Source organism: Streptomyces sp. ICC4 (assembly GCF_003287915.1).
Lineage (GTDB): Bacteria > Actinomycetota > Actinomycetes > Streptomycetales > Streptomycetaceae > Streptomyces > Streptomyces tritrimontium.
Genome location: NZ_CP030286.1, coordinates 83,465 through 109,788, shown reverse-complemented (window position 1 = coordinate 109,788; position 26,324 = coordinate 83,465). Strand labels below are relative to the sequence as shown.

General features: G+C 72.6%; 26 protein-coding genes. 15 read left to right on the top strand and 11 right to left on the bottom strand.

What is annotated here, in order from left to right; genetic code table 11:
• The first annotated feature begins 48 nt into the window (after positions 1–48).
• A complete protein-coding gene (locus tag DRB89_RS00505; RefSeq protein ID WP_112453117.1) occupies positions 49–870 on the top strand; it encodes a serine hydrolase domain-containing protein in 822 nt (273 codons plus the stop codon).
• Between the two features lie 12 nt (positions 871–882).
• Here DRB89_RS00505 and DRB89_RS00500 read toward each other — a convergent pair whose 3' ends face one another.
• Entirely contained in the window at positions 883–1,545 is a 663-nt protein-coding gene (locus tag DRB89_RS00500; protein ID WP_112453118.1) for a pirin family protein, read from the bottom strand.
• A 115-nt stretch (positions 1,546–1,660) separates the two neighbouring features.
• Here DRB89_RS00500 and fasR point away from each other — a divergent pair, with 115 nt between their 5' ends.
• The 5 genes from fasR (at position 1,661) to fabF (ending at position 6,529) form a co-directional block, all read left to right on the top strand.
• Positions 1,661–2,845: a fatty acid biosynthesis transcriptional regulator FasR gene (gene fasR, locus DRB89_RS00495; protein ID WP_112453119.1), complete on the top strand. Its 1,185-nt coding sequence runs from the start codon at positions 1,661–1,663 to the stop codon at positions 2,843–2,845.
• An 89-nt stretch (positions 2,846–2,934) separates the two neighbouring features.
• A complete protein-coding gene (locus DRB89_RS00490) occupies positions 2,935–3,852 on the top strand; it encodes an ACP S-malonyltransferase (protein ID WP_112446273.1) in 918 nt (305 codons plus the stop codon).
• Positions 3,853–3,871: 19 nt separating this feature from the next.
• The gene (locus tag DRB89_RS00485; RefSeq protein WP_112446274.1) at positions 3,872–4,876 is read left to right on the top strand and encodes a ketoacyl-ACP synthase III; all 1,005 of its coding nucleotides are present in this window, start codon (positions 3,872–3,874) and stop codon (positions 4,874–4,876) included.
• Positions 4,877–4,935: 59 nt separating this feature from the next.
• Entirely contained in the window at positions 4,936–5,184 is a 249-nt protein-coding gene (locus DRB89_RS00480; protein WP_112446275.1) for an acyl carrier protein, read from the top strand.
• A 79-nt stretch (positions 5,185–5,263) separates the two neighbouring features.
• Positions 5,264–6,529, top strand: a complete 1,266-nt coding sequence (gene fabF / locus DRB89_RS00475; RefSeq protein WP_112446276.1) for a beta-ketoacyl-ACP synthase II — start codon at positions 5,264–5,266, stop codon at positions 6,527–6,529.
• A 66-nt stretch (positions 6,530–6,595) separates the two neighbouring features.
• On the opposite strand, the gene DRB89_RS00470 is transcribed toward fabF, so the two are convergent.
• Entirely contained in the window at positions 6,596–7,090 is a 495-nt protein-coding gene (locus DRB89_RS00470; RefSeq protein ID WP_112446277.1) for a DUF3145 domain-containing protein, read from the bottom strand.
• A gap of 249 nt (positions 7,091–7,339) precedes the next feature.
• Between DRB89_RS00470 and DRB89_RS00465 the strand changes: the two genes are divergently transcribed.
• Positions 7,340–8,245 (top strand): SGNH/GDSL hydrolase family protein, encoded by a 906-nt coding sequence (locus tag DRB89_RS00465; RefSeq protein ID WP_112446278.1) that lies wholly within the window; start codon positions 7,340–7,342, stop codon positions 8,243–8,245.
• Positions 8,246–8,335: 90 nt separating this feature from the next.
• Here DRB89_RS00465 and DRB89_RS00460 read toward each other — a convergent pair whose 3' ends face one another.
• The gene (locus tag DRB89_RS00460) at positions 8,336–10,795 is read right to left on the bottom strand and encodes a glycoside hydrolase family 3 C-terminal domain-containing protein (RefSeq protein WP_112446279.1); all 2,460 of its coding nucleotides are present in this window, start codon (positions 10,793–10,795) and stop codon (positions 8,336–8,338) included.
• A 186-nt stretch (positions 10,796–10,981) separates the two neighbouring features.
• Here DRB89_RS00460 and DRB89_RS00455 point away from each other — a divergent pair, with 186 nt between their 5' ends.
• Positions 10,982–11,557: a TetR/AcrR family transcriptional regulator gene (locus DRB89_RS00455; RefSeq protein WP_112446280.1), complete on the top strand. Its 576-nt coding sequence runs from the start codon at positions 10,982–10,984 to the stop codon at positions 11,555–11,557.
• A 48-nt stretch (positions 11,558–11,605) separates the two neighbouring features.
• Positions 11,606–12,334 (top strand): carbon-nitrogen hydrolase family protein, encoded by a 729-nt coding sequence (locus DRB89_RS00450; protein ID WP_112446281.1) that lies wholly within the window; start codon positions 11,606–11,608, stop codon positions 12,332–12,334.
• A gap of 38 nt (positions 12,335–12,372) precedes the next feature.
• Here DRB89_RS00450 and DRB89_RS00445 read toward each other — a convergent pair whose 3' ends face one another.
• Both DRB89_RS00445 and DRB89_RS00440 read right to left on the bottom strand, forming a co-directional pair.
• Entirely contained in the window at positions 12,373–13,977 is a 1,605-nt protein-coding gene (locus DRB89_RS00445; RefSeq protein WP_112446282.1) for a DUF2142 domain-containing protein, read from the bottom strand.
• Between the two features lie 13 nt (positions 13,978–13,990).
• On the bottom strand, positions 13,991–15,682 hold the full coding sequence (locus tag DRB89_RS00440) for a hypothetical protein (protein ID WP_162688423.1): 1,692 nt from the start codon (positions 15,680–15,682) through the stop codon (positions 13,991–13,993).
• Between the two features lie 451 nt (positions 15,683–16,133).
• Here DRB89_RS00440 and DRB89_RS00435 point away from each other — a divergent pair, with 451 nt between their 5' ends.
• Positions 16,134–16,913, top strand: coding sequence for a class I SAM-dependent methyltransferase (locus tag DRB89_RS00435; RefSeq protein ID WP_112446284.1), 780 nt, complete (start codon positions 16,134–16,136; stop codon positions 16,911–16,913).
• On the opposite strand, the gene DRB89_RS00430 is transcribed toward DRB89_RS00435, so the two are convergent.
• Positions 16,903–17,250 (bottom strand): helix-turn-helix domain-containing protein, encoded by a 348-nt coding sequence (locus DRB89_RS00430; protein WP_112446285.1) that lies wholly within the window; start codon positions 17,248–17,250, stop codon positions 16,903–16,905. The two genes, DRB89_RS00435 and DRB89_RS00430, sit on opposite strands and share 11 nt — an antisense overlap.
• A 97-nt stretch (positions 17,251–17,347) precedes the next feature.
• On the opposite strand from DRB89_RS00430, the gene DRB89_RS00425 reads away from it, so the two are divergent.
• The gene (locus tag DRB89_RS00425) at positions 17,348–18,244 is read left to right on the top strand and encodes an NAD(P)-binding domain-containing protein (protein ID WP_112446286.1); all 897 of its coding nucleotides are present in this window, start codon (positions 17,348–17,350) and stop codon (positions 18,242–18,244) included.
• Here DRB89_RS00425 and DRB89_RS00420 read toward each other — a convergent pair.
• The 3 genes from DRB89_RS00420 to DRB89_RS00410 all read right to left on the bottom strand — a co-directional run bounded on the left by DRB89_RS00420 (position 18,241) and on the right by DRB89_RS00410 (position 20,728).
• Positions 18,241–19,107: an EI24 domain-containing protein gene (locus DRB89_RS00420; protein ID WP_112446287.1), complete on the bottom strand. Its 867-nt coding sequence runs from the start codon at positions 19,105–19,107 to the stop codon at positions 18,241–18,243. The two genes, DRB89_RS00425 and DRB89_RS00420, sit on opposite strands and share 4 nt — an antisense overlap.
• 112 nt (positions 19,108–19,219) lie before the next feature.
• Positions 19,220–19,642, bottom strand: coding sequence for an organic hydroperoxide resistance protein (locus DRB89_RS00415; protein WP_112446288.1), 423 nt, complete (start codon positions 19,640–19,642; stop codon positions 19,220–19,222).
• Between the two features lie 66 nt (positions 19,643–19,708).
• A complete protein-coding gene (locus DRB89_RS00410) occupies positions 19,709–20,728 on the bottom strand; it encodes an NADP-dependent oxidoreductase (protein ID WP_112446289.1) in 1,020 nt (339 codons plus the stop codon).
• Between the two features lie 97 nt (positions 20,729–20,825).
• On the opposite strand from DRB89_RS00410, the gene DRB89_RS00405 reads away from it, so the two are divergent.
• Positions 20,826–21,248: a MarR family transcriptional regulator gene (locus DRB89_RS00405; RefSeq protein WP_112446290.1), complete on the top strand. Its 423-nt coding sequence runs from the start codon at positions 20,826–20,828 to the stop codon at positions 21,246–21,248.
• Between the two features lie 9 nt (positions 21,249–21,257).
• On the opposite strand, the gene DRB89_RS00400 is transcribed toward DRB89_RS00405, so the two are convergent.
• Positions 21,258–21,983, bottom strand: a complete 726-nt coding sequence (locus DRB89_RS00400; protein ID WP_112446291.1) for a hypothetical protein — start codon at positions 21,981–21,983, stop codon at positions 21,258–21,260.
• Between the two features lie 159 nt (positions 21,984–22,142).
• Between DRB89_RS00400 and DRB89_RS00395 the strand changes: the two genes are divergently transcribed.
• Positions 22,143–22,676 carry a hypothetical protein gene (locus tag DRB89_RS00395; protein ID WP_112453120.1) on the top strand — a complete coding sequence of 178 codons (534 nt, stop codon included), beginning with the start codon at positions 22,143–22,145 and terminating at the stop codon, positions 22,674–22,676.
• On the opposite strand, the gene DRB89_RS00390 is transcribed toward DRB89_RS00395, so the two are convergent.
• Positions 22,673–23,380: a triacylglycerol lipase gene (locus DRB89_RS00390; RefSeq protein WP_112446292.1), complete on the bottom strand. Its 708-nt coding sequence runs from the start codon at positions 23,378–23,380 to the stop codon at positions 22,673–22,675. The genes DRB89_RS00395 and DRB89_RS00390 overlap by 4 nt on opposite strands.
• 242 nt (positions 23,381–23,622) lie before the next feature.
• Between DRB89_RS00390 and DRB89_RS00385 the strand changes: the two genes are divergently transcribed.
• Together DRB89_RS00385 and DRB89_RS00380 are read left to right on the top strand one after the other, a co-directional pair.
• Positions 23,623–24,660, top strand: a complete 1,038-nt coding sequence (locus DRB89_RS00385) for a rod shape-determining protein (protein ID WP_112446293.1) — start codon at positions 23,623–23,625, stop codon at positions 24,658–24,660.
• Positions 24,657–26,234, top strand: a complete 1,578-nt coding sequence (locus tag DRB89_RS00380) for a GAF domain-containing protein (protein ID WP_112446294.1) — start codon at positions 24,657–24,659, stop codon at positions 26,232–26,234. The genes DRB89_RS00385 and DRB89_RS00380 overlap by 4 nt, the downstream gene beginning before the upstream one ends.
• The last annotated feature ends 90 nt before the right edge of the window (positions 26,235–26,324 follow it).

The window sequence follows — 26,324 nt, the reverse complement described above, 5'->3', positions numbered from 1 at the left end:
AAACCTTGGAGTGCACTCCAAGCAAGTAGGCTCGGCCGCATGGAGAGCATGCAGAGTCTGCGGACCATCGAGAACTGGCCGGTTGTGACCGCCGCGGCCGCCGTCGTCCGCGCCGACGGGACCGTACTGGGCGCCCACGGCCCGGTGGACCACCGCTTCGCCCTGGCCTCCGTGACCAAGCCGCTCGCCGCCTACGCCGCCCTCGTCGCCTACGAGGAGGGCGCGATCGAGCTGGACGAGCCGGCCGGGCCGCAGGGCTCCACCGTCCGCCACCTGCTGGCGCACACCAGTGGCCTGGCCTTCGACGAGCACCGCGTGAGCTCCCCGCCCGGGCAGCGCCGCCTGTACTCGAACGCCGGTTTCGAGGTGCTGGGCGACCACATCGCCAAGGCCACCGGGATCCCCTTCTCCGAGTACGTCCACCAGGCGGTCTTCGAGCCGCTGGGCATGGCGTCGAGCAGCCTGGAGGGCTCCCCCGCCAAGGACGGCGTCTCCACCGTCGCCGACCTCGCGCGCTTCGCCGCCGAACTCCAGCAGCCGCGGCTGCTGGACGTCCGCACCGTCGCCGAGGCCACCGCCGTGGTCCACCCCGGACTGAAGGGCGTCCTGCCCGGCTACGGCCACCAGTCCCCCAACGACTGGGGCCTCGGTCTGGAGATCCGCGACGGGAAGGCCCCGCACTGGACGGGCTCCGGCTCCTCGCCGCGCACCTTCGGGCACTTCGGGCAGGCCGGGACCTTCCTGTGGGTGGACCCGGACGCGCGCGCCGCGTGCGTGGCGCTGACCGACCGCCCCTTCGGCCCGTGGGCCGTGGAGGCCTGGCCCGTGTTCACCGACGCGGTGCTCGCCGACCTCCGCCGCCCGGTCTGATCGGCCGGCCGGTCAGGGAAGCTCCCAGATCAGCAGCTCGCCCGGGGATCCGGCGACGAGCTCCAGGTCCGGCTCGCCGGTGATCCGCAGGGAGTCCCCGGGGCCGATCTCCTCCCCGTGCTCGCCGTCCAGGCGCAGGTCTCCCCGTACGACGTGCACGTACACCCGCTCGGCCGCCGGCACGGCGACCCGCTCGCCCGCGCCCGGCCGCCGTACGTGCAGGACGGCCCCGGCCGCCGGCACCGCGTAGGGCGTGCTGTCGGCGATGCCCCTGACCAGGGCGTACGAGGGCTCCCCGGCCGTGTCGAGCGGCGCGAGCCACATCTGGACGAAGCGCAGCGGCCCGGGGCCGTCGTTGCGCTCCACGTGGCGCGTGCCGGAAGCGGCGCCGAGGTGCTGTACGTCGCCGGGCCGGACCAGGGTTCCGGCGCCCGTGGCGCCCTGGTGGGTGAGCTCGCCGTCGGCCACCCAGGTGACGATCTCGGTGTGGCTGTGGGGGTGCTCGTCGAAGCCGGCGCCGGGGGCGAGGGTCTCCTCGTTGCACGCCATGACCGGGCCGAAGCGCAGGTTGTCCGGGTCGTAGTGCTGTCCGAAGGAGAAGGCGTGCCGGGTGGCGATCCCGGCCTGCGCGTCCCCGCCCTCGTACCGGTCGGAGCCGCGGCGTACATCAATCATGGGGGTCACCGTAGCCTCCGGACCGGGTGGCGCCCGTGGTACCGGACGCCGCGAGCTCTCCCCGATAAGGCAGTCTTGTCACGTGCCCCAACCCGAACGTGAGCATTCCCCCGCGATCCATTCCGCGCATCCGGCTCCCGCCCATCCGCATTCCGCGACGCTGCGGCGGCTCGAGAAGTCCTCCGGCCGGCTCGCGGCCAACGCCATCGCGCGCATGGACGAGACGCTGCCGTGGTACCGGGCGATGCCACCGGAGAACCGGTCCTGGATCGGCCTGGTCGCCCAGGCCGGCATCGCCGCGTTCACCGAGTGGTTCCGGCATCCGGAGGCCCCTCAGGCGATCTCGACCGATGTCTTCGGGACGGCTCCGCGCGAGCTGACCCGGGCGATCACCCTGCGCCAGACCGTCGAGATGGTGCGGACCACGATCGAGGTCATGGAGACCGCGATCGACGAGGTCGCGGCACCCGGTGACGAGTCGATCCTGCGCGAGGCGCTGCTGGTGTACGCCCGGGAGATCGCCTTCGCGACCGCCCAGGTGTACGCGCAGGCCGCCGAGGCCCGCGGGGCGTGGGACGCCCGGCTGGAGTCGCTGGTCGTCAACGCGGTGCTGTCCGGCGAGGCCGACGAGGGCGCCCTGTCCCGGGCGGCGGCGCTCGGCTGGAACTCCCCGGACCACGTGTGCGTCGTGCTGGGCACCGCGCCGGAGGGCGACAGCGAGCTGACGGTGGAGGCGATCCGGCGCGCGGCCCGCCACCACAAGCTGCAGGTCCTCACCGGTGTGCTCGGCGACCGGCTCGTGGTCATCGCGGGCGGCAGCGACAATCCGATGCAGGTCGCGAAGTCCCTGATCGGGCCGTTCGCGGCGGGTCCGGTGGTGGCCGGCCCGGTCGTCCCGGACCTGCTGAACGCCACGAAGTCCGCGCAGGCGGCGGCGGCCGGGCTCAAGGCCTGCACGGCCTGGCAGGACGCTCCGCGTCCGGTGCTGGCGGACGATCTCCTGCCCGAACGCGCGATCGCGTCGGACCCTTCGGCGCGCGAGCAGTTGGTGGAGGAGATCTACAGACCGCTGGAGGAGGCGGGTTCGGCCCTCCTGGAGACGCTCAGCGTCTACCTGGAGCAGGCGAGCAGTCTCGAAGGCGCAGCTCGGATGCTGTTCGTTCACCCCAACACCGTGCGCTACCGGCTGCGACGTGTGACGGACGTCACCGGCTGGTCGCCCTCAGATGTCCGTTCCGCGTTCACCCTGAGGATCGCCCTGATCCTCGGGCGTCTGGCCGACGGCGATCCTCAGTCCTAGACTTTTGTCGGACATCAACAATTACCCCGAAGGTTCTTCGTCCCTGTCCCCACGGGCGGCGCGGACCGAACACAAGAGAGAGTGTGAGGGTGCTCGTACTCGTCGCTCCCGGCCAAGGCGCACAGACGCCCGGCTTCCTGACTCCCTGGCTCGAACTGCCCGGCGCCGCTGCCCGCGTCGCCGGCTGGTCGGACGCCATCGGGCTCGACCTTGCCCACTACGGCACGAAGGCCGACGCGGAGGAGATCCGCGACACGGCCGTGGCGCAGCCCCTGCTGGTTGCCGCCGGTCTGCTCTCCGCGTCCGCGCTGGGCGCGCCCACGGCCTTCGGTGCCGTCGCGGGCCACAGCGTCGGCGAGATCACCGCCGCCGCCTACGCCGGCGTGCTGTCCGACACGGACGCGCTGTCCTTCGTACGCACCCGCGGGCTCGGCATGGCCGAGGCCGCGGCGATCACCGCGACGGGCATGGCGGCGGTCCTCGGCGGGGAGCCGGACGTCGTCGTGGCCCACCTGGAGAAGCTGGGCCTGACCCCGGCGAACGTGAACGGCGCGGGCCAGATCGTGGCCGCGGGGACCATGGAGCAGATCGCGGCCCTGGAGGCCGAGAAGCCCGAGGGTTCCATGAAGGTCGTCGCCCTCAAGGTCGCGGGCGCCTTCCACACGCACCACATGGCTCCGGCGGTCGCCGGTCTGGAGAAGGCGGCAGCCGCCCTCTCCCCGGCCGACCCGGTGCTGAAGTACGTATCGAACAAGGATGGCCAGGTCGTGACCACGGGCGCCGATGTCGTCGCCCGGCTGGTCGGCCAGGTGGCCAACCCGGTCCGCTGGGACCTGTGCATGGAGACGTTCGCCGAACTGGGTGTCACGGGGATCATCGAGCTGTCCCCGGGTGGCACTCTGACGGGTCTGGCCAAGCGCGCGCTCAAGGGCGTACCGAGCGTGGCCCTGAGGACCCCGGACGATCTCGAGAAGGCCGCGGCGCTCGTAGCCGAGCACGCGGTCTGAGAGAAGGAGCCCACACAGCATGTCGAAGATCAAGCCATCCAAGGGCTCCCCGTACGCCCGCATCCTCGGTGTGGGCGGCTACCGCCCTGTCCGCGTGGTGCCCAACGAGGTCATCCTCGAGACCATCGACTCGTCCGACGAGTGGATCCGCTCCCGTTCCGGCATCGCCACGCGGCACTGGGCCTCGCCCCAGGAGACCGTCGCCGCGATGTCGGTGGAGGCCTCCGGCAAGGCGCTGGCCGCCGCCGGGATCGAGCCGGAGAAGATCGGCGCCGTGATCGTCTCGACGGTGTCGCACTTCAAGCAGACCCCGGCGGTCGCGACGGAGATCGCGCACCGCATCGGCGCGGGCAAGCCCGCGGCCTTCGACATCTCGGCGGGCTGCGCCGGCTTCGGCTACGGCCTGACCCTGGCCAAGGGCCTGATCGTGGAGGGTTCGGCGGAGTACGTCCTCGTCATCGGCGTGGAGCGGCTCTCGGACCTCACCGACCTGGAGGACCGTGCGACGGCCTTCCTCTTCGGCGACGGCGCGGGCGCCGTGGTCGTCGGCCCCTCGGACGAGCCGGGCATCGGCCCCACGGTGTGGGGTTCCGAGGGCGACAAGTCCGAGACGATCAAGCAGACCGTGCCGTGGGACGAGTACCGCAGCACGGACAGCGCCGAGAAGTTTCCGGCCATCACCCAGGAGGGCCAGGCGGTCTTCCGCTGGGCCGTCTTCGAGATGGCCAAGGTGGCCCAGCAGGCGCTCGACGCAGCCGGGATCACCGCCGATGACCTGGACGTCTTCATTCCGCACCAGGCAAACATGCGGATCATCGACTCGATGGTGAAGACTCTGAAGCTGCCGGAGCACGTCACGGTCGCCCGTGACGTCGAAACCACCGGCAACACCTCGGCCGCCTCGATCCCGCTCGCTATGGAGCGGCTCCTGGCGACCGGAGCGGCGAAGAGCGGCGACACCGCGCTCGTCATCGGCTTCGGGGCGGGACTCGTCTACGCCGCGACGGTCGTTACCCTCCCCTAGGGTCCGGAATCCCTTTTTCCGTCCCTGTTCCACCCCAGTACCCAATGAAGGAGCGCCACATGGCCTACACCCAGGATGAGATCGTCGAAGGTCTCGCCGAGATCGTCAACGAGATCGCCGGCATCCCGACCGAGGACGTCCAGCTCGAGAAGTCCTTCACCGACGACCTGGACGTCGACTCGCTGTCCATGGTCGAGGTCGTCGTCGCCGCCGAAGAGCGCTTCGAGGTGAAGATCCCGGACGAGGACGTCAAGGGTCTCAAGACCGTCGGCGATGCTGCGAGCTACATCCTCAAGAACCAGGCCTGAGCCTGACGAGCGTTTGTCGCCACCTGGCGGTGGCGCCGTGACAATTCAGCACCCCCTGAGACGTGGAGAAAGAATTCCTGTGAGCCCGACCAATCGCACCGTGGTCGTCACCGGTATCGGCGCAACCACTCCGCTGGGTGGCGACAGCGCTTCGACCTGGGAAGGTCTGCTTGCCGGCCGTTCCGGCGTAAAGCCCCTCGAGGGCGAGCGCTTTGCCGAACTCCCGGTTCGTATCGCCGCAACTGCCGCCGTGGACCCGAGTGAGGTCCTTCCCCGGCCGCTGGCCCGCAAGCTGGACCGCTCGGCCCAGTTCGCGATCATCGCGGCCCGCGAGGCGTGGGCCGACGCCGGCTACACCGCCCCGGCGGGCGAGGACGCGTCGATCGCGCCCGAGCGCCTGGGCACCGTCATCGCCTCCGGCATCGGCGGCGTGACCACCCTGCTCGACCAGTACGACGTACTGAAGGAAAAGGGTGTGCGCCGGGTCTCCCCGCACACCGTCCCCATGCTCATGCCGAACGGCCCGTCGGCCAACGTCGGCCTGGAGGTCAACGCCCGCGCGGGTGTGCACACTCCGGTCAGCGCCTGCGCGTCGGGCGCCGAGGCCATCGGCTACGCCGTCGAGATGATCCGCACCGGCCGTGCCGACGTGGTCGTCGCGGGCGGCACCGAGGCGGCGATCCACCCGCTGCCGATCGCCGCGTTCGCCAACATGATGGCGATGTCCAAGAACAACGAGAACCCGACCACGGCCTCCCGCCCGTACGACAAGGCCCGCGACGGCTTCGTCCTCGGCGAGGGCGCCGGCGTCGTGATCCTGGAGTCCGCCGAGCACGCCGCCGCGCGCGGCGCCCGGGTCTACTGCGAGGTGCTGGGCCAGGGCCTGTCCGCGGACAGCCACCACATCGCGCAGCCGGAGCCGACCGGCCGCGGTGTCGCGGCCGCCGTGCAGAACCTGCTCGACAACACGGGTCTCGACCCGGCCGAGCTGGTCCACCTGAACGCGCACGCCACGTCCACCCCGCAGGGTGACACGGCCGAGCTGAAGGCCCTGCGCAAGGTGCTGGGCGACGACCTCGACCACATCGCGATCTCGGCCACCAAGTCGATGACCGGTCACCTCCTCGGTGGCGCGGGCGGCATCGAGACCGTCGCGACGGTGCTGGCGCTGTACCACCGCCTGGCCCCGCCGACGATCAACCTCGACGACATCGACGACGACATCGACGCGGACATCGTGCGCGGCGAGCCCCGCAAGCTCCCGGCCGACGGCCCGATCTCCGCGATCAACAACTCCTTCGGCTTCGGCGGCCACAACGTGACGCTCGCGTTCCGTACTGTCTGACCGAGACCCACGCGAAAGGCCCACCCGGATGGTTCCGGGTGGGCCTTTCGCGTGCGCGAGCAGGGCTCAGACGACCTGGTGGAGCCAGCGCACCGGAGCGCCCTCGCCGGCGTAGCGGAAGGGTTCGAGCTCGTCGTCCCAGGGCTTGCCGAGCAGTTTGGCGATCTCCGCCTCCAGGTCCGTCTCTCCGCGCGAGGACCGGGCGAGGGCGGCACGCAGCCGGTCCTCGGGGATCAGGATGTCGCCGTGCATTCCGGTGACGGCGTGGAAGATGCCGAGCTGCGGGGTGGAGCTGTAGCGCTCGCCCTCGGCCGTCGGGCAGGGTTCCGCGGTCACTTCGAAGCGGAGCAGGTGCCAGCCGCGCAGGGCGGAGGCGAGTTTCGATGCGGTGCCCGCCTCGGCCTGCCAGGAGAACTCGGCTCTCCAGGTGCCCGGGGAGGCGGGCTGACGGATCCAGTCGAGGTTCACCCGCACCCCGAGCACCCCCGCAACAGCCCATTCCACGTGCGGGCAGAGCGCGCGCGGTGCGGAGTGCACGTACAGGACTCCACGTGTCGTCACCGGGACCTCCAGTGTGGGACGAGGTCGGGAATAAACTCCAGAAAACGGACAGTATGTGACGTGATGTAATGTAACGGAAATTATTTGACATTGCGTTGCGGGACTTGCGGCCGAAACGCCACGGGAAAAAGCTACCGTGCGCCGGGGGTCATGGTGTGACGTACGGTCGCTCCCAGGCCCGTAAACACAGAGCATTCACTCAGCAGGACGCCCCCGATGGACGCGGGGCGACGAGGAGGGACCTCCCGCATGCGCACCACCGCCCCGCGCCGCCGAGCGCGCAGGACGCTTCCGGGCGCGGGCGCGACGGCCGCCCTGCTGGTCGTGGCGGCGGGTGTGCTGGGCGGGTGTTCGGCCGACGGGGCGAAGCCCGCGGGCGAACGGGGGGCGCAGGCCGCGCCCCGCTGGAACACCGCGCCCGCCTCGGTCGCCGCGGTCGGCGACTCCATCACGCGCGGTTTCGACGCCTGTTCGGTGCTGGCCGACTGCCCGGAGGCCTCCTGGGCCACCGGTGACGACCCCGCCGTCCACTCGCTGGCCGCTCGGCTGCTCGGGGAGGCCGAGGCGCCCGCGCGCAGTTGGAACTACGCGGTGACCGGCTCCCGGATGGCCGACCTGCCGGGACAGCTGGCCTCCGCCGCCGCGCACAGGCCCGGCCTGGTCACGGTGATGGTGGGCTCGAACGACGCCTGCCGGCCGTCGGCTTCGTCGATGACCCCGGTGGCCGCCTTCCGCTCCGGGTTCGAGAAGGCGCTCGCGGACCTGCGGGCCGCCTCGCCCGCCTCGCAGGTGTACGTCTCCAGCGTCCCGGACCTCCAGCGCCTGTGGGAGCAGGGCAAGGACGATCCGATGGTGCGCCAGGTCTGGCGGCTCGGCATCTGCCAGTCGATGCTCGCCGAACCCACCTCCGAGACCGCCGGGGCGACGGCCCGGCGCGAGCAGGTGCGGGCGCGCGTGGTCGAGTACAACGAGGTGCTGCGCGAGGTCTGCGCGAAGGACGGGCTGTGCCGCTACGACGGCGGCGCGGTCTTCCAGTACCCGTTCTCGGCGGAGCAGTTGAGCCGCTGGGACTGGTTCCACCCGGGCAAGGACGGACAGGCGCGGCTCGCGGAACTGGCGCACCGACAGGTGACCTCCGCCGAGCCCCCGCGTTGACGCCGGACAGCGGACAGGACCGGGGGCGGGTGTCAGGGCCCGCCCCCGGTCCAGCTCTTGGATCACCTCAACACGGGTGATTTCCGGCCATTACAGATCGAGGGTCGCCGTCAGCCGCGTGTCGCCGTGCGCGTGGCTCGCGCGGACCTCGTAGCCGCCGCCGATCCGCTGCCAGGCGCGGGCGTCCTCGTCCCAGATCTCGAAGGCGCGCCCGGGCAGGGCGATCTCGACCTCCACGCTCTCGCCGGGCCCGGCGCTCACGCTCGCGAAGCCGGCCAGCCAGCTCGCCGGGCGCTCCACGGTGTCGGCCGTGGGGGCCAGGTAGATCTGGACGGTCTCGCGGCCCGGCCGGGCGCCGGTGTTGGTGAGGCGGACCCGCACCGCCTCCGGGGTGGCCTCCAGGGACTCGTACGCCCAGTCCGTGTAGCCGAGGCCGTGGCCGAAGGGGTAGGCGGGGGCGATCCCCTCCCGCTCGTACGCCCGGTAGCCGATGAAGAGCCCCTCTCCGTACTCCAGGCGCCCCTCGGTCGGGATGACCTCGGTGACCGGCGCGTCCGCGAACCGCGCGGGCCAGGTGGTGGGCAGCCGCCCGCCCGGCTCGGCGTCGCCGAGGAGTACGTCGGCCAGCGCGGCCCCGCCCTCCTGCCCGGGGAACCAGGTCAGCAGGACGGCGGCGACCTCCTCGCGCCACGGGAGCTCGACCGGGGAGCCGGCGTTGACGACGACCACGGTGTTCGGGTTGACCGCGGCGACGGCCCTGACCAGGTCGTCCTGGCGGCCCGGGAGGGTGAGGTCGACCCGGTCGAAGCCCTCGGACTCCACGCGCTCGGTGGTGGCGACGACCACGACGGCGGTGTCGGCCGCGCGCGCCGCCTCCACGGCCTCGTCGATGAGCTCGTCGGCGGAGCGCTGCGGGCCGAGATGGAGGAAGGAGAACATGATCGCCTTGAGGGGCAGGGCGCTCACGTCGGGGACCTGGTAGGTCAGGGAGACCTCGACGGCCTCGCCCTCGGTGAGGGTGAGGCGGGTCCGTTCGTTGGGGGCTCCGAAGAAGGCCTCGAACGGGTCGGCCTCGTTGCCCATCGACTGGACGCCCTCCCAGCGGATCTCGCCGCCGACGGCGAGGGCGAAGGCGCCGAGTCCGCGGGTGCCGAAGGCGTGCTCGCCGCTCTCGCGCGGGACGAAGGTGCCGACGACCTCGATGCTCGCCATCGTCTCGTACGCGGCGCCCTCGGGCAGGTCGTCGCCGATCCACTGGACCTGGCCGGTCGGCAGCGAGCCCGTGCCGAGGACGGCGCCGGAGGCGTCGCGGCAGATCGCGCGGAGCTCGAAGCCCTTGTCAGCGGGGGTGAGTTCGTCGCTGGGGTCGGCGCCGACGGCGAAGCGCACCGCGCCCTCGGGGAGGGCCGCGGTCAGTCCGTCCAGCGGGGAGACGATCCGCTCGGGGAAGACGGTGGCGGAACCGCCGCCCAGCACGCGGGCGTCGCGGGCGGCGGCGCCGATGACGGCGACGGTGCGGCCGGCGGAGGTGTCGAGGGGCAGGGCCCGCTCGGTGCCGGACACGGCCTCGTTGCGGACGAGGACGAAGCCGCGGGCGGCGAGCTCGCGGGCCAGGGCCTGGCCGTCGACGGGCGCCGGGACCTCGCCGACGACGGCGGGGGCGCCCTCCAGGATGCCGACGCGGGCGGCGAGGCGCAGGACGTTGCGGACGGCCTCGTCGACGGCGGCTTCCGGCACCTCGCCGGAGCGGACGGCGTCGGCGAGCGGTGCGCCGTAGACGCAGGCGGGGCCGGGCATGACCACGTCGAGGCCGCCGAGGATGTCGCCGGTGGTGGAGCGGGCGGCCATCCAGTCGGAGACGTTGCAGCCGTCGAAGCCCCACTCGGCGCGCAGGACCTCGTTGACGAGGTGGGCGTTCTCGCTCATGTACACGCCGTTGACCCGGTTGTAGGCCGTCATGATGCCCCACGGGTGGGCGTTGGCGACGATCGCCTCGAAGGGCGCCAGGTACAGCTCGCGCAGCGGGCGCGGGGCGATGACGCTGTCGACGGTGAACCGGTCGGTCTCGGCGTCGTTGCCGACGAAGTGCTTGACGGTGGTGCCGACCCCGCCGTCCTGGACCCCGTTCACGTAGCCGCTGCCGACGGCGCCGGTGAGGTACGGGTCCTCCGAGTAGCACTCGAAGTGGCGGCCGCCGAGCGGGGAGCGGTGCAGGTTGACGGTGGGCGCGAGGAGGACGTGGACGCCCTTGCGGCGGGCCTCCTGGGCGAGGAGGCGGCCGGCCCGGCGGGCGAGCGCCGGGTCCCAGGCGGCGGCGAGCGCGGTCGGGGAGGGCAGGGCGACGGACGGGTCGTCGGCGGTCCAGCGCACGCCGCGCACCCCGATGGGGCCGTCGGAGAAGACCAGGGAGCGCAGCCCGATCTCGGGGACGGCGGGCAGGGACCACATGTCCTGGCCGGCCAGCAGCCGGGCCTTGGTGTCGAGGTCCAGCTTGCCCAGCGCCGCCTCTACGACGTCGTTGCGGACCTGATCGGCATCGGTCACGGCCATGCCTCCTCGTTGAGTGCGGGTAGTCGAGACGCGGGGCCGCGCGCCGGCCGTGCGGGGCGGCTGCGCGGTGCGGCTGGCTCCATCGTGGACCGTTTACCTGTAGAGCGGTAGGGTTCGTAATCTGTTCGTGATAGAAAGATGCCGTACGGTCCTGCTGGCGGGCTGAACGGAAGGGGCGTCGCGGCGATGGCCAGGGCGAGAAGTGAGGAACGGCGCGGGGAGATCGTCCGCGCGGCCGTCGAGGTCATCGCGGAGCGCGGCTACCGCGGCGCTTCACTCGGTACGGTCGCCGAGCGCGTGGGGCTGACCCAGCAGGGGCTGCTGCACTACTTCCCGACCAAGGAGGCGCTGCTGGTCGCCGTCCTGGAGGAGCGCGACCGCTGGGACACCGGCGGCGGCAGCCGCGCCTCGGCCGGCACGTGGCGCCTGGACCTGCTGGCCTCGCTGGTGGACTACAACGCGATGCGCCCGGGCATCGTGCAGACCTTCTCCGCACTGCTCGGCGAGAGCGTCACCGACGGCCATCCCGCACGGGAGTTCTTCACCGATCGGTACGCGCAGGTGCGCGGGGAGATGGCGGCGATGCTGCGCGCCGAGTTCGGCGAGCGCCTCCCCTCGGGCCTCACCCCCGAGCAGGCGGCCCCGCTGCTGGCCGCCGTGATGGACGGCCTCCAGTACCAGTGGCTGCTCGCCCCGGAAGCCGTGGACATGCCGGCCGTCTTCCGGTCCTTCCTGACGCTCCTGCACGGACCGGCGGCCTGACCCGGACCCGCTCCCCGCCCCCTCGCGCCGGCTGGCAAGCTGGAGCCCGTGAAGATCGCCGCCGCCCAGCTGACCTGCGTCCCCGCCGACGTGCCCGCCAACGCCGCGCGCGCGGCCGCCCTCGCCGCCCGGGCCCGGGCGGAGGGCGTCGACCTGGTGGTGTTCCCCGAGCTCACGCTGACCGGGTACGAACTGCCCGCGCTCGCCACCGACCCGGGACTGTGGCTGACCGGGCCGGACGACCCCCGGCTGGACCCCGTCCGGGCCGCCGGGACCGCCACCGCCGTCAACGTCGCGCTGCGCGGGGACGGCCCCCTGCCCCTCATCGCGACCCTGGTGCACGACGCGGCCGGCGCGCACGTGACCACGTACGCCAAGCAGCACCTCTTCCGCCACGAGCAGGAGGTCTTCGCGGCGGGGGCGGTCCCGGGCCGGTTCGAACTCGGCGGGATCCGCTTCTCCCTGGGCATCTGCTTCGACAACCACTTCGCGGACGTGCCCGGCGCGGGCGCGGCGGCCGGCTGCCGGGTGCACCTGGCGAGCTCGCTCTACGGGACGGGCGACGGCGTCGGCGAGCGCGCCTGGGTCCACCCCGGGATCGCCCGGGACCACGGCATGTACGTGGCCCTCGCCAACCACGTCGGGCCGGCGGGGCCGTGGACCGGGTGCGGGGGCGCGGCCGTGTGGGCGCCGGGCGGGGCGCTGCTGGCCGAGGCCGACGACCGCACGCCGTCCTTCGCGGTGGCGGACATCCCGGCGGAGCGGGCCAACGCCTGACGGGCGGGCCCGCGCCGGACGGGCGGGCCCGCGCCGGATCAGCGGGCCGCCGTCGCCCGCGGCTGCGCGCCGGAGCCGGCGGCCTCGTCCGGGTCCGCTCCGCCGCGGCCCGCTCCGTCCGGTTCCCCGGGCGCGCGGTCGCGCATCAGGGCGGGCACCACGAGGGCGATCGCCGCCACCGTGTACACGCCGCTCCACAGCACCCAGCCGCCGGGCGGGTTCCAGTGCGCCGAGTACGGGATCCAGGGGCCGCTGACGCCGACCGCGAAGCGCCGCAGCGCCCAGAAGAACGCCGCCGCGTTCGCCAGCGCGAGGCCGGCCACCGCGAAGCCGACCAACCGGCGCCAGGGGAAGCCCTTCTCGGGCGCCCGGCTCGCGCAGATCAGCGCCGCCATCAACGGCAGGCCGACCGCGAAGGGCAGCAGGTAGCGGCCCTGCCAGACCATGCCGAGCGTCTCCGCCTGCGAGGCCTGGGCCACCACCGGGACCACGACGATCGCCACCAGCATGCCGATCAGCGCCACCGCCTCGCGCCCGCGGCCGTACGCCAGCCCCAGCACGGTGACCACGGCGATCACGCCGAGCCAGACCTGCCAGGTGAAGGCCGGGGCCGGGGTGTCCAGCCAGCCGAAGTAGCCGAGCATCTGGTGGACGTAGGTCTCGGTGTTCCCGAAGGTCTGCCGGGCCGCTTCCCGCATGGTGAGCGACTTGGGGACGTTGATCACCGAGTTGTCGGGGTGCGCGCGGGCCCAGAGCAGCGCACCGACCGTGGCGAGGCCGAGCAGCGCCGTCCAGATCCACAGGGCCTTGCGGCGCAGCACCGGGCGCAGCGCGCCGCGCTCGGCCAGCAGCACCGAGAAGACGACCGCCCCGGCGAACCAGATCAGTCCGAGCGGGCGGATGTTGATGAGCACCAGGCCGCCGATGCCGACCCTGGCCAGCCTGCGGTTCAGCAGTCCCGGATCGGGCGACATGAAGATCGACAGCAGGGCGGTCCACACCAGGATGCCGGCGGCGATCTCACCGCCGCTGGGGTTGACCATGCCGGCCATGTACAGGGCCATGGGCGTGGCCGCGGTGAAGACGCCGAGCAGCGCGACCGAGCGCCTGCGCGTCCACTCGGCGGCCGTGACCACGGCGCTCGCCAGCAGGGCCGAGCAGAACAGGGCCGCCATCAGGCGCATCAGGTACAGCCCGCGCGGACCGTCGACCAGCAGGCTCGGCCAGCCGGTCACCATGTAGTACGCCGGGTGGTAGCGGCCGGCCGCGGTCGGGACCTCGGCGGTCTTCTCCGAGTGGCCGAGCTTGCGGGCGCAGGACGCGGGCCGCTCCTCGTGCCAGGCGTAGCACTCGTGCTGCTTGGGCAGCTGCTTGTACCACTCCGGGAGCTTGACCCCGGTCTCGGCGAACTTCCCCTCGATGCCCGCCACCATGTGCGGGACCATCACCTCGGAGCCGTTGATCTGGCCCCGGGCGACGGCCGCCGCGCGGATGAAGTGCGCGTGCTCGTCCGGGGAGCCGCCGAGCGGGGTGGCGGCGGACCAGGAGGCCGCGAGGGTGAAGAAGAGCACGAAGGAGACAGCCCAGAGCCGCTTGGGAGTCTTGGCCGACCAGTCGGCCAGCCGCGTCAGTGCGGAGATCATGTCGTCCTTCGGGTCAACGGATGTAGCTCAGCCAGGACTGGTCGCCGTCCTTGGAGCACTCGTGCTTGGGGGCGAACTTCGGGCACTTGCCGTTCTGCTGGCGAACGGTGTGGGAAACCCAGGGCAGGATCCGGTACGTACCGTCCTGCGCCGGCATGTACCGGTCGGACATCGCGGAGGACACCGTGCCGAGCAGGAGCAGCAGGGCGCAGAGGGCGCCGATCACCGCTCCCTCGCGGCCGGGGAAGCCGCCGCCCGTGACGCCGGCCCGTCCCGGCGCGGCCGGGGCGCCGTCGGCCGCTTCGGCGGTGCGCCGCTCGGCCATCCGCTGCGAGACCAGGTGGGCCACCAGGCCGCACAGGATCAGTCCGCAGTAGAGCAGCTGGTTGTTGGTGCGCGTGTACAGCTGGACCGTGTGCGTCTCGTACATGTTCTGGGCGATGTACATGCGCATCACCCACGCGCTGATGAACATCGCGGCGATGGTGACCACCAGCGGCTTGCGCAGGCCCAGCCAGATCGCGACGCCCAGGCAGACGAAGGTCACGATGGCGAACAGGCCGACCCCGCCGAACTCCCCGGGCGGCGGCCAGTCGCCCACCTTGCCCGGCATGTCCGTGCGCCACATCAGGTAGTACGCCGGGTCGGTGAAGTTGTCGAAGCGGAAGTTGTAGTCCTTGGTGGTCTGCCCCTCCTTGAGCATGACCATCAGGTACTTCCCCGCCACCACCATGAAGGCGGCCAGGGCGGAGCCCATGAAGGCGGCGCCCTTGAGCCGGCCGCTCTTCCACGGGAAGTACAGCAGCGCGGCGAAGAACACGCCGCCCGCGCTCCACAGGAACCAGCCCGAGTACGTCAGGAAGAGCACCGCGAGCAGCGCGCCGAAGCCGGCGCCCTTGAGCAGCAGCGGACGCCAGTTCGCGGTGCCGCTGCGGCGCAGCGCCACGACCATGGCCACCAGGACCGGCACGAGCACGACGAGGACCGTCTGGCTGTACGGCTTGTAGGAGTCGATCAGCGCGAAGGCCGGTACGACGCCGAAGGCGAGCGCCCGGATCGGGCTGAGGAGCAGCCGCCAGGCGAAGTAGGTGAGCGGGCCGAAGAACGCGGCCCCGAGGATCTGGAGGTCCTTGAAGGCGTAGGCGGTGTTCCCGCCGCGGAACAGCTCGGCGTAGTAGCCGAGGGTGTAGAGCGGAGCCGGCGGGTAGACCGGGGAGCCGGAGGGCTTCCCGTTGGCCACCAGGTGGGCCCACTCGACGATCCGGCCGCTGTCGCCGTTGAGGCCGAACATCGGCCACGGCGTGCCCTGGAGCGCGACCACCGCGCCCGCCGCGACGAAACCGCTGGCCAGACCGGCGATGCCGGCGGCGGATATCCGGGTGGCCAGATCGAAGTGGCGGCCGCCGCGGAGCTTCATCGCCAGCAGCACCAGGCCGATGAGCAGCAGGCCGAGCAGCGCGAACCGCAGCTGGATCGCGGCCAGGCCGCTGACCTGCGCGATGCGGTTCAGCGGGTTGAGTTTGAAGCCGCGCGCCAGCACGGGGAGGATGAGGGCGGCGGTGAAGGCCACGACCGCTTCGAGCAGCAGCAGCGCGCCTCGGGAGCGCAGGAGGCGGGCCGGGCCCGACTCCGATCGGGCGGGCGCCGCGGGGGCGCTCTCGGGACCCGGGCGCACGGGCGCCGACCCCTCGGTACTGACTGTCACTTGAAGATGTCCCTACTGCTGGTCGGTCCTCGGCCCTGCGGCCGGTCGTTTCTCAGCAAGCCACTGTCCGGCTCGGGCCCCGAACGACCCGTGCTCCGGACAAGGACGCGGACTCAAGGACGGTGTGGGACAGCTTTGACTCTTGCCGCCGCACATACTATCGGGTGGCGCAGGAGGATAGCGGAGCCCCAGGGGCCCCGACTCCCACGGTGGCAACGGCCCCGGAACTCCTCGCGAAACCCGCTCCGGCGCGGCCTCGAACAGCCCCGTGACGGCCACCGGCGGGGCCTGCGGGCGCCCCGCGCCCGGTGTGCGCAAGCCGGGTCCGAGCAGCCCGCGACACGACCCCGTACGGCCCTCAAAGCGATCTCCAGGCATCCCGCACACCCCACTTGACCTGGGATTTCACTGTTCCCGACGGTAAGATCGGGGACACGGGAAAGGGGTTCGGATGGACCGGAACATACGCACTGTCGACGATGTGCTCGCCCTCATGGACGGCCTCTTCGCACCGGAGGCCGACCGCTGGACGACCGGCGGATCCTCCTGGTGGGACGACTTCTACACGGACCGGGAACGTCCGGTTCCCTTCTTCGCGGCGAAGCCCGACGAGAACCTCGTCTCCTGCCTCGCCCGCGGCCTGATCGCCCCGGGCGGCCGCGCCCTCGACCTGGGCTGCGGCCCCGGCCGCAACGCCCTGCACCTGGCCTCGCTCGGCTTCGAGGTGGACGCCGTGGACCTCTCCCCGACGGCCCTGGCGTGGGCCGCGGAGCGGGTCCGCGCGGCCGGGGCGCCGGCGGATCGGATCCGCTTCCACCAGGGCGACGCCTTCGGCGCGGCCGGCGCCGGGCTCGTGGGCCCGTACGACGTGATCTACGACTCCGGCTGCTTCCACCACCTGCCGCCGCACCGCCGCGTCAGCTACCTGGCCCTGCTGGACCGGCTCCTGGCGCCCGGCGGCAGCTTCGCCCTCACCTGCTTCGCCTCCGGCGCGATGGGCTCCGAACTGCCCGACGCCGAGTTCTACGGCCGGGCCCGCCTCGAGGGCGGCCTCGCCTACACCGCGGAGTCGTTGCGGTGGGTCTTCGGCGACCTCACCGAGGTCGAGCTGCGCCGGATGAACGACGAGCCGCCCTCGTCCGGCTCCTTCGGCGAGGCCTTCCTGTGGACGGCGCTGTTCCGCCGCCCGGCCGACGGGGCCCAGGGCCTCGGGCCGGGCCTCAGGCCGTGATGCCCGGCGCGTCGGGGAGCAGGTGCTTGGCGCCCCACGCGCCGAGGGACGCCAGGGCCTCGTTCAGCTCCAGGCCCAGCGGGGTCAGGGAGTACTCGACGCGCGGCGGCACCTCCTCGTAGACCTCGCGGTGGACGACGCCGTCCGTCTCCAGCTCGCGCAGCTGGGCCGCGAGGACCTTCTCCGAGACCCCCGGCACCAGTCGGCGCAGTTCGCCGAAGCGGCGCGGGCGCTGCTCCAGCTCCCACAAGACCGACACCTTCCACTTGCCGTCGATCACGGACATCGCCGCGGCGATCCCGCAGTGATCCGCGCCCGGCCGCTGTGTCTGCGCCATCACGCACCCCTCCCCACCTGTTCGCTCACCTCGGGGTAACCACCCACTCCGAAGTGCGTACTTGAGCATCCCACGGCCCGCCACCAGGCTGAACGGCATGACCGACACCAGCACGAAGACCCCGCTCACCCTCATCGGACTCGGCTCGATGGGCACCGCCCTCGCCCGCACCTGGCTCGCCGCCGGGCACCCGCTCACCGTCTGGAACCGCACCCCCGCCAAGGCCGAGGCCCTCGCCGCCGAAGGCGCCGTCGTGGCCGCGAGCGCCGCCGAGGCGGTGGCCGCGAACGGCCTCGTCGTACTCTGCCTGCTGGACGACGCCAGCGTCGGTTCGGCCCTGGAGGGCCTGGACCTGACCGGCAAGGACCTGGTCGACCTGACCACCGGCACGCCCGCCGACGGCCGCGCCCGGGCGGCGTGGGCCCAGGAGCGCGGGGCCCGGTTCCTCGACGGCGGGATCATGGCCACGCCGTCCATGATCGGCGTCCCCGAAGCCGGCGGGTACGTCTTCTACAGCGGCTCCCCCGCCCTCTTCGAGGCACACCGCGGCACGCTGGAGGTCCCGGCCGGCCCCCGCTTCGTGGGTTCCGACCCCGGTCACGCGGCCCTGCACGACGTGGCCCTGCTGAGCGCGATGACCGGGCTGTTCGCCGGGATCTCGCACGCCTACGCGCTGATCGAGGGCGAGGGGATCTCCCCGAAGGACCTGGCTCCGCTGCTGACCGAGTGGCTGGGGGCGATGGGCTTCTTCGCGGGCGCCGCCGCCGAGCGGCTGGTCTCGGGGGACTTCACCACGGGCGTCGAGTCGAACCTGGCCATGCAGGTCGCGGCGAGCGCCACCTATCTGCGGACCGCAGCGGAGCAGGGCGTCAGCCCCGAGCTGATCAGTCCGTACCTGGACCTGATGCGGGAGCGGCTGACGGCCGATCCGGCGGCCCACGGGGGCGAGGACACCACGGGGGTGATCAAGCTGCTGAAGCGCCGGGCCGCTTAGTACACGGGCGGCGGGCCGAAACTGCCGGCCGGGGTCTCCCCCGCCATCCCGGCACCGGCTTCGCCCGGGCCGTCCTGCCCGTGCTGCCTGTCCTGCCCCTCCCGCGCCCGCGGGTCCGTTTCCCCGTCCACGTCCAGCAGGTCCCTGGCCATCAGCGTGGCCCCGGCCACCGCGCCCGGCATCAGGAACACGGCGACGAACGGCACCAGGAAGGCGAGCACCAGCGGTACGCCGAAGCCGAGCACCAGCGCCCGGCGCGAGCGCAGCAGCGCCAGCTGCCCGGGGAGCTCGATCCGACGGCGCATCAGGGCGACGGAGACGAGCTCCTGGGTCAGGAAGAAGCCGGTGACGCAGAAGCCGAGGGCCGGCACCACGGTCTGCCCGAGCACGGGCACGAAGCCGAGGGCGAAGAGCAGGATCCCGTAGAGCAGCACCCGGCCGAGGATCTTGAGGCTGTCCCGGGCGGAGATCCACAGTTCCTGCCAGAGGGTGAGCCCCGACTCGGGGACCTCGCCGCCCTCGCTCCGGTCCACCTGCTCCGAGAGGGACTCGTAGAAGGGCTGGCCCACGAGCAGCGTCACGGCGGTGAAGGTGATCACGGCGAGGAAGAGGCCGAGGCCGAAGAGCACGGCGGTCAGGAAGCCGCGGAAGAACCCGAGCCACGGCGAGGACCAGCCGTCGGCGAAGGGAGTCGCCCAGGCGGTCAGGTCGTCGGCGCCGTAGCCGAGGCCGATGAGCGCCCCGGCGTACAGGACCAGGGAGACGAGCCCGGGCAGCAGGCCGAAGCCCAGCCAGCGTCCGTGCTTCAGCACCCACCGCTGTCCGGCCAGCAGATACCCGAATCCCCCCGCAAGATCACGCATGGGGCCAGTCTAGGTCGTGTCGTCACGGGCCCGTCCGGCCGGGCCCGCGCAGGCCGAAGGCCGCACCCCGGTGCCGGGGTGCGGCCTTCGTACGGTCATGCCGCTGCGGAGATCAGACCGCGAGCTCGACCGTGATGTTGCCGCGGGTCGCCTTGGAGTACGGGCAGACCTGGTGGGCCTTCTCGATGAGGTCCTTGGCGATGGCGGCGTCCACGTTCGGGATGGTGGCCGAGATCTTGACGATGATGCCGAAGCCGTCGTCGTTCTTGCCGATGCCGACCTCGGCGGTGACCGTGGAGCCGGAGATGTCGGCGTTCTCGTTGCGGGCGACGACGCCGAGCGCACCCTGGAAGCAGGCGCTGTAGCCGGCGGCGAACAGCTGCTCGGGGTTGGTGCCCTCGCCGCTGCCGCCGAGCTCCTTCGGCGGGTTCACGACGACGTCGAGCTTGCCGTCGTTGGTGGCGACGCGGCCGTCACGGCCGTTCTCGGCGGTGGCCACGGCGGTGTAAGCGACATCGGAGTACTGGATGGACATGTAAGGAAATCCTCCTGGTGAATCGCCCCGACTCGCGCCCACGCGTCGTGACGGTGTGGAGTGAGCCTAACGGGTGAAGGAAACGATCATCTTTCCGGTGTTCTCGCCGCGCAGCATTCCGAGGAACGCGCCGGTCGCGTTCTCCACGCCCTCGAAGACCGTTTCGTCGGCGACGAGCTGCCCCGAGCGCAGCCAGCCGGCCACGTCCTGGACGAACTGCTGCTGCATCCCGGCGTGGTCGCCGACGAGGACGCCCTGGAGGCGCAGGCGCTTGCCGATGACCAGCGCGAGGTTGCGCGGACCGGGCGCGGGTTCCGTGTCGTTGTACTGGGCGATGGCCCCGCACAGGGTGGCGCGGCCGTGCACGTTCAGGGAGGAGATGGCGGCTTCGAGGTGGTCGCCGCCGACGTTGTCGAAGTAGACGTCGATGCCTTCGGGCGCGGCCTCGCGCAGCTGCCCGGCGACGGGGCCGTTCTTGTAGTTGAAGGCGGCGTCGAAACCGTACTTCTCCGTGAGGAGCGTCACCTTCTCGTCGGAGCCGGCGGAGCCGATCACCCGGGAGGCGCCCTTGATCTTCGCGAACTGGCCGACGAGGCTGCCGACCGCTCCGGCGGCGCCGGAGACGAAGACGGAGTCGCCCGCCTTGAAGGAGGCCACCTCGAAGAGGCCCGCGTAGGCCGTCAGGCCGGGCATGCCGAGGACGCCGAGGTAGGCGGAGAGCGGGGCGAGGGAGGCGTCGACCGCGGTGGCGTGCTTGGCGTCCACGTCCGCGTATTCGCGCCAGCCGAGGCCGTGCAGTACGTGGTCGCCGACCGCGAAGCGCTCGTCCGCGGAGGCCACGACCTCGCCGACCGCGCCGCCGTCCATGGGCTTGTCGAGCTGGAAGGGCGGGATGTAGGACTTCACGTCGTTCATCCGGCCGCGCATGTAGGGGTCCACGGACATGTGGAGGTTGCGCACCAGGATCCGGCCGGGGGCCGGGGCGGCGACGGGCACCTCGCGCAGGGCGAAGTCCTCGGCGACGGGCCAGCCCTGCGGGCGGCGGACGAGGTGCCACTCGCGGCTGACGGCAGGGATCTGGGACATGGGGCGCTCCTGAATGGGGGGAGGAAATGCTTCACGACGTGAAACAACCATGCGCCTGGATATTTCATGTTGTCAAGTAAATGGGTACGCTGGTTTCATGCCCAGTCGTCGTGTTGACCCCCTGACCGTTGAGGTCGTCGAGCTCATCGGCGACGTCGTGTCCCGCTACCACGAGGAGTACGAGCACGCGGCCGCCAGCCACCAGCTGACCGGGGCGCAGGCACGCGTGCTGAACCTGCTCTCGCTGGAGCCGATGGCGATGCGCAAGATCGCGCAGAAGCTGAAGTGCGAGCCGTCGAACGTCACCGGCATCGTGGACCGGCTGGAGACCCGGGGCCTCGTCGAGCGGCGCCCCGACCCGGCCGACCGGCGCGTCAAACTGGCCGCGCCCACCGAGGAGGGGCTGCAGACCGCCGACCGGCTGCGGGAGTCGCTGGACTTCGCGCGCGAGCCGCTGGCCGGGCTCTCCGCGGCGGAGCGGGCGGTCCTGCGCGATCTGCTCAGGCGGATGCTGGGCTGAGCCCGCGGCTCAGTTGCAGTCGAAGATCCAGAACTTGCACGTCTTGCTCGGCTTCGGCGTGGGCTGCGGATGCGGGGGCGTACCGGGCGGCTGCGCCGTGCCGGAGGTGCTCGGTACGGGCTGCCCCGATGCCGTGGGATCCACGGTTCCCCCCGGTCCGGGAGTGCCCGGCCCCGCCTTGCCCGACGCGGAGGCCGACGGCGCCGGGCCCTGACTTCCCCCGGCGGTGGCCCCCGGCCCGGCCGTCTTCGTGGCACCGGCGGTGGCCTTCGCGGAGCCGGCTCCGGTGGCCTTGCCCGAAGGCACCGCCGACGGGGCGGCCGGAGTCCCCGTCAGGCCCGGGAGCGGAGCCGGCTGCTCGGGACCGGCGTCGTCGGTCAGCACCACGGTCGCCGCCCGGTCGGTGCGCTGCCCGTCGGTCGCCATCCGGGCCAGCCCGAGCGTGGCCCCGCCGGCGAGCAGCAGCCCGATCCCGGCGGTGAGCGCGGTCCGGCGGCGCCGCCGGTGCGTGGCGCGCCGGCGGCTGCCGGCCCGGCCCTGCTGTCCGGCCCCGGCGCCGGACAGCACGACGAGCGAGTCGGCGTACACGTCGGCGAGCGCGGCCGGGTCGCTCCCGGGGGAGGCGGCGGCCGGTCGTGGGGGAGCGGCCGGTATCAGGTACTCGGCCGGGGTCCCACATCCGGCGCACGCGAGCGCGCCGTTGAGGTGCCTGCGGCAGGCGATGCAGTAGTCCATGGCGCCCGCAGGCTACGCGCTCACCTGCAACATCCGGATCGCGGGATCGTAAGGATCCTGTGTGGAATCGTGGAGTCCGTGACAGGGACAGCAGGCACACCGCCCCCCGCCCGGAAGGCTTTCGGCCCGGCCGGCTTCCAACTGGTGCTGCTGCGCCGGATGGCGGACTTCCAGCCGGGCCTGGCCGAGGAGGCCCGCCGTCGGCTCGGCGCCTCGCTCGCGGAGCAGCGGGAGGCGAACAAGCGCTGGCAGGCCATGGTCCGGTCGCCGCGCTCCCGGGGCGCCCTGGCCCGCTACCGCTCGGTGCTCGGCCCGCCGGAGGCCGCCGAGCCCCGGACGATCGGCGACCTCACCTGCGAGGCCCTGCTGTGGCCGGTGCCGCTCTGGCCCGACCTGCGCTTCGAGGTGCTCGCCGCGCCGGACGGGGCCGTCTGGAACGAGTGGCTGGTGCGGGCCCCGGGCGCGCGGAGCCCCGTACTGGAGTCGGCGCGGGACCTGCTGCCCTGGTCGGCGACGGTGGACGAGGTGGCGCGGGCCTTCGCACCCGTGCGGCCGATGGAGGGGAGCGCGCCGACGCGGTGGCGGCTCGCGTTCACCGCGTCGGGACGCTCCTGCGTGGCGGAGTTCACGTACGGCCTGCTCCAGGAGGTCTCCGTGACGGAGAATCCGGAAGCGACGGCCCGCACCCCCTAGGAGCGCAGGAAGGCCCGCACTCCCGCCGAGGTGGGGTCGTCGCCGAGCAGGTCGTTGTGCTTGAGGCAGCCGACCGGGGTGTTCGTCGCGCCGGTGAGCGGAACGCTGTCGTCGGGGTTGACGACCTCGTCGCAGTTCGACCAGAAGGTCGCGTACTTCACGGCGCCGGGCGTCTCGTCGCCGGAGTTCAGGTTCTTCACGACGTACGAACCGGGGGTCATGTCGCGGCAGGCCTGGTCCCACAGGGCGCAGGCCCAGGCGGTGGAGGTGCCCCGGTTGGGGCCGGCCAGGGAGACCCAGTGGCCGACGCCCGCGGCGCCGCCGCCGAACTTCACGTACCAGCGGCTGACGAGCGAGCCGAAGGAGTGGCTGACGATGTCCACGCGGGCGGCGCCGGTGTCCCGGCGGACCTGGTCGACGTAGGCGGCGAGCCGGCCGGCGAGGACCTCGTTGACGGACTGGTGGGTGTCGTATCCGAAGGAGAAGAGCTCGGAGTCGGCGTACCCGTCGGCGCGCAGGTCCTCGCGCAGGGAACCCCAGACCCCGGGGTCGGCGTTGTAGCCGTGCACGAAGACCACCGGGGTGCGGGCGGTCGCGGGCCGGGCCGGGGCCCCGCCGGAGGCCTGGGCCGGGAGCGCGGGCGCCGCGAGCAGCGCCAGGCAGAGCGTCAGGAGCGCGAGCAGTCTCTGGCGGGCCGTCAGCATCGGTTCCCCTTTACCTTGTTACGGGCCAGTAGCACGTTCGGTGCGGGCATGCTCGCGCCTGTCGGGACAGAAATCCACCCCCGTGCAGCACCCTCTGGCGCCTCTTGCGCCCCTCCTTTATCCGAAGACACCCCCCACCCGGAGCATCAAATCGGGCAATACGGGTAATTCACCCGAGAAGATGTGAAGTGTGACCGGCGCCCGCCGGTCTTCTTGCGTCAGTGCTCTCGGGAGGATCTGCCGTGACCGTCAGTCTTGAGCAGTTGCGCCGCTGCCACGTCGCCGTCGACCTCGGAGCGGCCCGGACCCGCGTGTACGTCAAGGGCGCCGGTCTGGTCGTGGACGAACCCAGCGTCGCCGCGGTGAACACGCGGACCGGCGCACTCATCGCCGTCGGCACCTTCGCCGAGCGGATGACCGGCCGCACGCCCGACTACATCCGGGTCGTCCGCCCCGTCTCCGGCGGCACCGTCGTGGACATCGAGATGGCCCAGCGCATGCTGCGCCACCTCCTCGGCGAGAAGCTGCGGCGCGCCCTGCGCCGCAAGCCCCGGCTGCGGGCCGCCGCCTGCACCCCCCACGACGCCGACCCGCTCGCCCAGCGGGCCGCCGTCGAAACCCTCGTCGGACTCGGCGCCCGCCGCGTCGAACTCGTCGACACCCTGATCGCGGCCGCCGTCGGCTGCGGACTGCCCGTGGAGCAGCCGACCGCGACGATGATCATGGTGTGCGGGGCCGCCGCCACCCAGGTCGCCGTCCTGTCCCTCGGTTCGATCGTCACCGCCGAGCGGATCCCCGTCGGCGGCGAGGCCATCGACCACGCGGTGGTCCAGCACCTGCGCCACGCGCACGAGCTGATGCTGCCCAGCCAGGCCGTCCGCCCCCTCCAGCTGGCCCTGCACGGCAACGGCATCACCGCCGAGGGCCCGGCCTCCACCCTCATCCACGGCCGCGACGTGGCCACCGGCCTGGCCCGCTCCGTCCACGTGGACACCGCGGCCGTCCGGGACGCCATCCACACCCCGCTGACCGCCGTCCTCGACGGCATCGGCAAGGTGCTGCGCGACTGCCCGCCGGACCTGGTCGCGGACCTGACGGACCGGGGGATCATGATGGTGGGCGGCAGCGCCCTGCTGCCGGGCCTGGATCAGATGCTCCGCGACGCGACCGGAATGCCCGTCGCCATCGCGGAACGGCCGGACATCTGCGCGATCCTGGGCCTCGGCATGATGCTCGAAGGAAAGATCGCCCCCATGGTTCTGAACCCGCTGGCCGAATGACGCGTCCCGCCGTGTCCCCCCACGACGGCGAGGACGCGCAGCCCTCGAGCCTGCCCGTCCTGCTGGAGGCGGTCCTCAGCGTCGGCTCCGAACTCGAGCTGCGCAGCACCCTCCAGCACATCGTGGATTCGGCGGCCGAACTGTGCACGGCCCGGTACGCGGCGCTCGGGGTCATCGACCCCGAGCGCGCCCGGCTGACCGAGCTGTTCACGACCGGCCTGACCGAAGCCGAGAGGGCGGCGATCCCCCACCTGCCGGACGGCCGCTGCGGCTTGCTCGGCACCCTGATCGCCGACCCGCGCCCGCTCGTGCTGGAGGACCTCACCCAAGATCCCCGAGCGGCCGGCTTCCCGCCCGGGCACCCGTCGATGCGCAGCTTCCTCGGCGTCCCCATCCGGGTCCACACCGAGGTCTTCGGCAACCTCTACCTCACCGAGAAGGCGGGCGGCGGCCCCTTCACGGACGCGGACCTCGCGCTGGTCCGCGTACTGGCCTCGCAGGCGGGCATAGCGATCGGCAACGCCCGGCTGTACGAGACGGTGCGCCGCCGGGAGCGCTGGATCGAGGGCGCCGCCGCCGTGACCACCACCCTGCTCGCGGGCCGGCCCGCGGCCGACGCGCTGATGTGCGTGGCCGAACGGGCGCGGCTGCTGGCGGACGCGGCCGCCGGGGTCGTCCTGCAGCCCACCGCGGAAGGCGGCATGGAGATCGTGGCCGCCTCCACCCAGGGGGACCCCGGGGACCTGGTGGGCACGGCCATCGCGCCGGGCTCGGCGGTCCTGGAACAACTCCTCGGCGGCGAGCCGGTCTTCATCGACGACTCGGCGACCGACCCCCGGATGACCACGCACGTGCGCGAGCGCTTCGGCCCCAGCATGATGCTGCCGCTGCAGAGCGGCGGCCAGCTGATCGGCACCCTCGCCCTGCCCCGGGTCCGCGGCGGCCCCCCCTACGACGCGGTCGACCGGCTGCTGGCCTCGCAGTTCGCCTCCCAGGCCGCGCTGGCCCTCGTACTGGCGGACGCCCAGCACGACCGCGAGCAGTTGGCCGTCTACGAGGACCGCGACCGCATCGCCCGGGACCTGCACGACCTGGTGGTGCAGCGGCTGTTCGCGACCGAGATGATGCTGGAGAGCACCCGGCGCCGCTCCGCCAACGCGCCCGCCGGCGACACGGTCGGCGAGGAACTGAGCCGGGCGGTCGACGAGCTGGACTCCACGATCCAGGAGGTCCGCACGGCCATCTTCGCCCTCCAGCAGCCGCCCACGGACGCGCCGACGACCTTCCGCGGCCGGGTCCTGCGGGAGACCGGCGGGGCGGCGGTCCTGCTGGGCTTCCAGCCGTCGGTCCACTTCGCGGGCACGGTGGACGCGCTGTTGTCGGAGCCGGTGGCGGCCGACCTCCTCGCCGCGCTGCGCGGCGCGCTGGCCGCCGCGCACCGCCGCTCGGAGGTCACCTCCATCGAGGTCGAGGTCGACGCCGTCCCCGCCCGCGTCCGCCTCACCGTCTCCGACGACGGCCGCACGGAGGCGGGCACCCGGGGCACGACCCTGACGTGGGAGTCCCCGCTCTGAACCGGCCGCCGCCGTACTGGACGTACCGGTGTGGTCCGACAACGCGGCGAGGTGCCGTGCCGGGCGCCGCGACCCGGTGGACCTTTCCGG